Source organism: Acidovorax sp. (assembly GCF_047607405.1).
Lineage (GTDB): Bacteria > Pseudomonadota > Gammaproteobacteria > Burkholderiales > Burkholderiaceae_C > Acidovorax.
In genome coordinates this window covers 1-7,452 of sequence record NZ_JASGDA010000049.1, presented here as the reverse complement: position 1 = coordinate 7,452, position 7,452 = coordinate 1, and the positions used below count along the sequence as shown (strand labels likewise).

Sequence of the window (7,452 nt, the reverse complement as noted above, 5' to 3'; positions counted from 1 at the left end):
TGCCCAGGCCGCAGCCCGCATCGAGCACCGCCGCGCCCGGCGGCAGCGGCGCTGCGGCTTCAAGCCCGCGCAGCGCCCCGCGCGGCGTGGGAAACAGCGGCGCGTCGCGCCAGGCATTGAGCGGATAGACCAGCAGCAGCACCGCCAGCGGCAGCAGCCACGCCCAGCCCGGCAGCACCGCCCCGCCCGCCAGCAGCAGCGACAGCGGAAACCCCAGCGCCACCAGCGCCCGCCGCCACCACGTGGCCGCGAGCACGCTGCCCGCCACGCCCACCGCGCAGCCCAGCAGCACGGCGGCCAGCGGCGGCGCGAAGGGGCGCAGCGCGGCAAACGCCAGCCAGGCCCCGGCCCAGGCCAGCACGGCGGGCAGCGGCCAGGGCATCGCCATGGATCAGCCGCCGCGCAGCTTGTCGATGAGGCCGTTGAGCGCTTCGAGCGAGCCGAACTGGATCGCCACCTCGCCCATGTCTTCCACGCGGCCGTTGCGCTTGACGCGCTTCTTCACGCGCACCTCGACCTCGGCCATGAGCAGGTCGGACAGTTCTTCTTCGACCCGGCGCAGGTCGCGCGACTTTTCCTTCTTGGGCTTTTGCGGCACCAGGCTGAACTCGGCGCCGATCTTCTTGACCAGCGCCTCGGCCTCGCGCACCGACAGCTTCTTGGCCGCGATCTGGTTGCCCGCCGTGATCTGCGCGGCGCGGTCCAGCGCGAGCAGCGCGCGCGCATGGCCCATGTCGATGTCGCCCGCCATCAGCATGGTCTGCACCGGCTCGGCCAGGTTCAACAGGCGCAGCAGGTTGCTGGCCGCGCTGCGCGAGCGGCCCACGGCCTGCGCGGCCTGCTCGTGCGTGAGGCCGAACTCGCGGACGAGGCGCTGCAGGCCCTGGGCTTCTTCCAGCGGGTTCAGGTCCTCGCGCTGGATGTTCTCGATGAGCGCCATGGCGGCGGCGGACTCGTCGGGCACGTCGCGCACCAGCACCGGCACCTCGGCCAGCCCGGCCAGGCGCGAAGCGCGAAAGCGCCGCTCGCCCGCGATGATCTCGTACACAGGGCCTTCGCTGAGGGCCGTCGCAGGGGAGGGCCCCTGCGACGTTCGTTCCTGGCGGCGCAGCCGACCTTGTTCGTCGCTCAAGCGACGAACAAGAATCGGCTGCATGATGCCCTGGGCCTTGATGGACTCGGCCAGCTCGTACAGCGCGCCCTCGTCCATGCGCGTGCGGGGCTGGTAGATGCCGGGTACGAGCTGGTCGAGCGCCAGCGTGCTGGGTGCGCCTGCTTCGGCAGCGGGGGCCTGCTCGGCTTTGTCCGCTACCTTGGGGCCTAAGAGAGCTTCGAGGCCGCGCCCCAGGCCCTTGGGTTTTTTGGTGACCATGGTTTTTACATTTCCGTATCGGTATAGCCCGCTTCGCGCTGGTGACGAATGCCCAGCACGATAACGCGCTGATGTGCCAGGTCATACACATAGCGGGCCAGATACCCGCCCCGCCCCCGGCTGATGATGAGTTCGCGCTGCCCCTGCGCCAATGGGCGGCCCACGCCGGGCTGGTGCGTGAGCACGTTCAGTCCGTCGAGCAAAAAATCCAGCAAATCGGCAGCCAGCGGGTCTCGCGCCTGCCACAGAAACTCCTCCAGGCGCACCAGATCTTCGTGCGCCTGCGAGGCCAGAAGAAGGCGAACCACCTAGAGCACTTTCGTCGGCACCAGCGGCGCGGGCCGCTCGGCCTGACCTGCGCGAAACGCCGCCATCTGCGCGAAATAAGCGCGCACGTCCCCCCACTCGTGGCCCAGGCCCGTGGCCCGCATCTCTTGCTCGGCCTCCAGCGCATCCTGCGTAAAGCGCTCGCGCAGCCGCGCCCGCTCGACCGCATCGGCCAGGGTGCGCACCATGTAGGCATGGCTGGTCATGCCCTGGCGGCGGGCGTCTTCGTCGATGGCGGCCTTGAGTTCAGCGGGCAGCTTCAGGCTGGTGGCTACGGTGGCGGACATGGCGGCTCCTTAGAAGTAGTCAGCTTTGACTACCCAGCCAGTCTAGCAGCAGCGCCCGCCCTTCGGGCCAGTCGCCCAGGCCCGATTCGGCGTTGATGTGGCCGTGCGCGCCGCAGTCGATGAAGCGCGCACCCCAGGATTGCGCCATGCCCTGCGCGCGCTCGAAGCCGCAGTACGGGTCGTCGCGGCTGCCCACCAGCACAGAAGGGAACGGCAGCGGCTGGCGCGCGATGGGCGACCAGCCCGGGATCTGCTGCGCCAGGTCGGGCCGCTCCACGTCGCCCGGAGCCACCAGCAGCGCACCGTACACGCGGTGGGCGTGGGCCGTGTGCGCCGCCCACCAGGCCGCGAGGATGCAGCCCAGGCTGTGCGCCACCAGCACCACGGGGCCATCGGCGTCCACCACCGTTTCTTCCAGCCGCGCCGACCAGTCGCCGCGCAGCGGGCGCATCCAGTCGTGCTGCTCCACGCGGCGGTAGCCGTGCAGGGCTTCCCAGCGGCTTTGCCAGTGGCCGGGGCCGGAGTTCTGCCAGCCGGGCAGGAGAAGGATATTGGACGGGTTCATTGCTATGAATTCATGAGCTGCAAGTGCTTGATGGATAAGGGCTTGAGGCACTTTTTGCTACATATTTGCCACGCGCGCCACCATCTCCTGCGCGAACTCGACGAACGCCTGGCTGCCCTTGGCCGCCGGGTCGAACACCACGCCGGGCAGGCCGTAGCTGGGCGCTTCGGCCAGGCGCACGTTGCGCGGGATCACGGTGTTGAACACCTTGTCGCCAAAGTGGCCCTTGAGCTGGTCGCTCACCTGCTGCTGCAACGTGATGCGCGGGTCGAACATGACGCGCAGCAGGCCGATGATCTGCAGGTCGGGGTTGAGGTTGGCATGTACCTGCCGGATGGTGTTGACCAGGTCGGTCAGCCCTTCGAGCGCGAAGTACTCGCACTGCATGGGCACGATGACGCCGTGCGCGCAGCACAGGCCGTTGAGCGTGAGCATGGACAGGGACGGCGGGCAGTCGATGAGCACGAAGTCGTAGTCTGCGGCCACCTCGGCGATGGCGGCTTTCAGGCGCTGGTCGCGGTGTTCGAGCGCGACCAGCTCCACCTCGGCCCCGGCCAGCTCGCGGTTGGCGCCCAGCACGTGGTAGCCGCACTTGTCGGACAGCGTGGCGGCCTCCTTCACCGAGGCGGATTCGAGCAGCACGTCATAGACCGTCAGCTCCAGGCTGCGCTTGTCCACGCCCGAGCCCATGGTGGCGTTGCCCTGCGGGTCCAGGTCGATCATCAGCACGCGCTGGCCGATTTTGGCCAGGCCCGCAGCGAGGTTGACGGTGGTGGTGGTCTTGCCGACCCCGCCCTTCTGGTTGGCGATGCAAAAGATCTTGGCCATGGCTTACTTGGAAATGGCCAGCTTGATGCCGAAGCCGATGAGGAAGACGCCCGCCAGCTTCTCCAGCGTGCGGCCGATGCGGGGGTTGGCGCGCATGCGCTCGGCCAGGAAGTGCGTGAGCAGCACGACCACGAGGCCGTAGGCAAACATCAACGCCGCCACCGTGGCGGCCATCACGCCGAAGGTCAGCAGCCCCAAGTGGCGCGCCGGGTCCACGAACAACGGGAAGAACGCCATGTAGAACACGATGGCCTTGGGGTTGAGCAAGGTGATGAATACTGCCTGCCTGAAATAGTGGCGCGGCTGGATGTTGATGACGGGCGCATCGCCCGGCTTGGCCGTGAGCATCTTGAAGCCCAGCCACGCCAGATAGCCCGCGCCGAGCCATTGCACGGCATGGAAGGCGGTCGGGTAGGCAGTGAGCAGCGCGGCCACGCCCGCCACAGCCAGCCACATGAGCACCTGGTCGCCCGCGATCACGCCCAGGGTGGCGGCCAGCCCACCCCGGATGCCGCCCTTGCTGGTGGACGTGATGAGCGCCAGGTTGCCAGGGCCGGGGATGGCGAGGAACAGGATGATGGCGGCGATGAAGGCGCCGTAGTCTGCGATGCCGAACATGGGTGAGGCCCTGGTGGGATGAAGCGGTGAGTTTAAGCGGGCCGCATCCAGACGATGCAGCGCTCCGCATCCAGCCCCGGCACGGCGAGCTGTTCCACGTGGAACACCCGCACGTCGGCGGGCAGCGCGGCGATCTCGTCCTGCGGGAGCTTGCCCTTCATCGCCAGCCAGACGGCGTGCGGCGCGAGGGCCTGGCGCGACCAGGCGGTGAAGTCGGGCAGCGCCGCGAAGGCGCGGCAGCTCACCACGTCGAAGGGGCCGGGCAGTGTTTCCACACGGGCGTGGATGCCGTGCAGGTTGGGCAGCTTGAGCGTGGCGGCGGCCTGCTGGATGAAGGCAGCCTTCTTGGCCACGGTGTCCACGCAATGCACATCCACATGGGGGCAGCAGATGGCAAACACCACGCCGGGCAGGCCGCCGCCGGAGCCCACGTCCAGCAGGCGGGCGCCCTGCCCCGCCAGGTGCCTGCGCAATGGCGGGACGGCGGCGAGGCTGTCGAGCAGGTGGTGCGTCAGCATCTCCTGCGGGTCACGCACGGCCGTCAGGTTATAGACCTTGTTCCACTTTTGCAGCAGGGCCAGGAAGTCGAGCAGTTGGGCGATCTGCCCATCAGCCAGTTCCAGGCCGAGGGCTTGCACGCCCTGGCGCAGTTGGGCTTCGATGTTCATGCAGCGGCGCTTTCGGCCTGCGGCGCGAAGCCCTTGAAGCCGCCCTTCTTCAAATGCACCAGCAGCAGCGAGATGGCGACAGGCGTGACGCCCGAGATACGCGACGCCTGGCCCAAGGTCTCGGGCCGGTGCTTCTGCAGCTTTTGCCGCACCTCGATGGACAGGGCCGTCACCTGCAGGTAGTCCAGGTCTTCGGGCAGGCGCAGCTTCTCGAAATGCGCGGCGCGCTCCACCTCGCCCTTCTGGCGGTCGATGTAGCCCGCGTACTTGGCGGCGATTTCCACCTGCTCCAGCACGGGCTCGGCCAGCGCGCCCAGGGTTTCACGTGAAACATCGGCGGACCGGTACTTGCCGCCGTCCAGCGACACCAGGCTGGCATAGCTCACGTCCGGGCGGCGCAGCAGTTCGAACAGGTTGTACTCGTGCTCGATGGCCTTGCCCAGCACGCGCTCGGATTCGCTGGCGGGCAGGTTGCGCGGGTTGACCCAGGTGGACTTCAGGCGCTCGGTTTCACGTGAAACAGCGTCGCGCTTGCGGCTAAAGGCGTCCCAGCGGGCGTCGTCGATCAGGCCCATGCGCCGCCCGGCTTCGGTCAGGCGCATGTCGGCGTTGTCTTCGCGCAGTTGCAGGCGGAACTCGGCGCGGCTGGTGAACATGCGGTAGGGCTCGGTCACGCCCTTGGTGATGAGGTCGTCCACCAGCACGCCCAAGTAGGCTTCGTCGCGCCCGGGCAGCCAGGGCGCTTCACCCCGGCACTGCAGCGCGGCGTTGATGCCCGCGAACAGGCCCTGGGCCGCAGCCTCTTCATAGCCCGTGGTGCCGTTGATCTGGCCCGCGAAGAACAGGCCGCCGATCTGCCGCGTCTCGAAGCTGCTCTTGAGCGAGCGCGGGTCGAAGTAGTCGTATTCGATGGCGTAGCCGGGTCGCAGGATGTGGGCGTTCTCCAGCCCCGGCATGCTGCGCACCAGGTCGTACTGGATGTCGAATGGCAGGCTGGTGCTGATGCCGTTGGGGTAATACTCGTGCGTAGTCAGGCCCTCGGGCTCCAGGAAGATCTGGTGGCTTTCCTTGTCGGCAAAGCGGTTGATCTTGTCTTCCACGCTGGGGCAGTAGCGCGGCCCCACGCCCTCGATCTTGCCGGTGAACATGGGGCTGCGGTCAAAGCCGCTGCGGATGATGTCGTGCGTGCGCTCGTTGGTGTGGGTGATCCAGCACGGCACCTGGCGCGGGTGCATGGCCGCATTGCCCATGAAGCTGAACACGGGCACAGGGTCGAGGTCGCCGGGCTGTTCCTCGCACTTGGAAAAGTCGATGCTGCGCCCGTCGATGCGCGGCGGCGTGCCGGTTTTCAGGCGGCCTTGCGGCAGCTTCAATTCCTTGAGCCGAGCGGAGAGCGACGCGGCGGGCGGGTCCCCTGCCCGGCCTGCCGCGTAGTTGTTCAGGCCCACGTGGATCTTGCCATCCAGGAAGGTGCCCGCCGTCAGCACCACCGTGCGGCTGCGGAAGGTGATACCCACCTGCGTGACGGCCCCTGCCACGCGGTCGCCATCCACCATCAAATCGTCCACCGCCTGCTGGAACAGCCACAGGTTCGGCTGATTCTCCAGCATGCGGCGGATGGCGGCCTTGTACAGAATGCGGTCCGCCTGCGCCCGCGTGGCGCGCACCGCAGGGCCCTTGCTGCTGTTGAGGATGCGAAACTGGATGCCGCCCTCGTCGGCGGCCAGCGCCATCGCCCCGCCCAGCGCGTCCACCTCTTTCACCAGGTGGCCCTTGCCGATGCCGCCGATGCTGGGGTTGCAACTCATCTGGCCCAGCGTCTCGATGTTGTGGGTGAGCAGCAGCGTACGGCAGCCCATGCGGGCGGCGGCCAGCGCGGCCTCGGTGCCGGCGTGGCCACCGCCGACGACGATGACGTCAAATTCCTGGGGGTACAACATGGGATGGGGCTCCGGGGCGCAGCTAGGGGAACCCGCGATTTTCCCACTTTGCCGACGGGAGCGTGTGTTTCACGTGAAACCCCGCAGGAATCCTGCCCGCCGCCTGTGCTCCAATCCGCCCATGACCCCAACCACCCCCTCCCTCCTCGTCTTCGCGGGCAGCACCCGCCAGCAGTCCTTCAACCGCCAACTGGCCCGCGCCGCCGCCGACATCGCGCGCGATGCGGGCGCGAGCGTCACGCTGATGGAGCTGTCGGACTTCGACATCCCGCTGTACAACGCCGACCTCGAAGCCCGGGGCACGCCTGCCGACGTGGTGCGGCTCAAGGACACGCTGTGGCGGCACCCCGCCTGGATCATCTGCTCGCCCGAATACAACGGCAGCTACACCGCGCTGCTCAAGAACACCATCGACTGGGCGTCCAGCCCCGTGAAGGGCCACGCCGACTGGCAGGACGGCACCCGACCGTTTCGCGGCAAGGTGGTGGGCATGCTCAGCGCGTCGCCGGGCGCCTTGGGCGGGCTGCGGTCGCAAAGCCACCTGGCGCCGCTGCTCATCAACCTGGGCTGCTGGCTGGCGCCCCAGGCTTTCGCGCTCGGGCAGGCGGGCAGCGCGTTCGACGACCATGGCGCGCTGGTGCAGCAGGCGCACCGTGATCGCGTACACGCCGTGGTGAGTCAGGTGCTCTGGGCCAGTGCGCGGCTGCAAACGCCCTGAAATTTATATCAAATCGGCCTCCAGCGCTTGGCGGCCTCAAATCTGAAGTGCAACACCCCTTCAGAATTGAGACTCCCATGACAAAGAACACCTACGAACAACTGAGCGAGATGGAGCGCCATGCGATAG

At 68.0% G+C, this 7,452-nt stretch carries 9 protein-coding genes and 1 pseudogene; 1 reads left to right on the top strand and 9 read right to left on the bottom strand.

The window, feature by feature from the left end:
- The 9 genes and pseudogenes from QM569_RS06190 to mnmG all read right to left on the bottom strand — a co-directional run.
- Positions 1–388: pseudogene (locus tag QM569_RS06190) on the bottom strand (class I SAM-dependent methyltransferase); the annotation flags it as partial.
- A gap of 3 nt (positions 389–391) precedes the next feature.
- The gene (locus QM569_RS06185; RefSeq protein ID WP_414986352.1) at positions 392–1,372 is read right to left on the bottom strand and encodes a ParB/RepB/Spo0J family partition protein; all 981 of its coding nucleotides are present in this window, start codon (positions 1,370–1,372) and stop codon (positions 392–394) included.
- A 5-nt stretch (positions 1,373–1,377) separates the two neighbouring features.
- Entirely contained in the window at positions 1,378–1,680 is a 303-nt protein-coding gene (locus tag QM569_RS06180; RefSeq protein ID WP_414986351.1) for a type II toxin-antitoxin system RelE/ParE family toxin, read from the bottom strand.
- Positions 1,681–1,986 carry a CopG family ribbon-helix-helix protein gene (locus QM569_RS06175; RefSeq protein ID WP_414986350.1) on the bottom strand — a complete coding sequence of 102 codons (306 nt, stop codon included), beginning with the start codon at positions 1,984–1,986 and terminating at the stop codon, positions 1,681–1,683.
- Positions 1,987–2,005: 19 nt separating this feature from the next.
- Complete coding sequence (locus tag QM569_RS06170) at positions 2,006–2,551, bottom strand: RBBP9/YdeN family alpha/beta hydrolase (protein ID WP_414986349.1); 546 nt, start codon at positions 2,549–2,551, stop codon at positions 2,006–2,008.
- 57 nt (positions 2,552–2,608) lie between these two features.
- Positions 2,609–3,379: a ParA family protein gene (locus QM569_RS06165; protein ID WP_414986348.1), complete on the bottom strand. Its 771-nt coding sequence runs from the start codon at positions 3,377–3,379 to the stop codon at positions 2,609–2,611.
- A gap of 3 nt (positions 3,380–3,382) precedes the next feature.
- Positions 3,383–3,997 (bottom strand): LysE family transporter, encoded by a 615-nt coding sequence (locus QM569_RS06160; protein WP_414986347.1) that lies wholly within the window; start codon positions 3,995–3,997, stop codon positions 3,383–3,385.
- A 32-nt stretch (positions 3,998–4,029) separates the two neighbouring features.
- The gene (gene rsmG, locus QM569_RS06155; RefSeq protein WP_414986346.1) at positions 4,030–4,665 is read right to left on the bottom strand and encodes a 16S rRNA (guanine(527)-N(7))-methyltransferase RsmG; all 636 of its coding nucleotides are present in this window, start codon (positions 4,663–4,665) and stop codon (positions 4,030–4,032) included.
- Positions 4,662–6,605 carry a tRNA uridine-5-carboxymethylaminomethyl(34) synthesis enzyme MnmG gene (gene mnmG / locus QM569_RS06150; protein WP_414986345.1) on the bottom strand — a complete coding sequence of 648 codons (1,944 nt, stop codon included), beginning with the start codon at positions 6,603–6,605 and terminating at the stop codon, positions 4,662–4,664. Before mnmG ends, rsmG begins: the two co-directional genes overlap by 4 nt.
- A 121-nt stretch (positions 6,606–6,726) precedes the next feature.
- On the opposite strand from mnmG, the gene QM569_RS06145 reads away from it, so the two are divergent.
- Positions 6,727–7,323: an NADPH-dependent FMN reductase gene (locus QM569_RS06145; protein WP_414986344.1), complete on the top strand. Its 597-nt coding sequence runs from the start codon at positions 6,727–6,729 to the stop codon at positions 7,321–7,323.
- Positions 7,324–7,452: the final 129 nt, after the last annotated feature.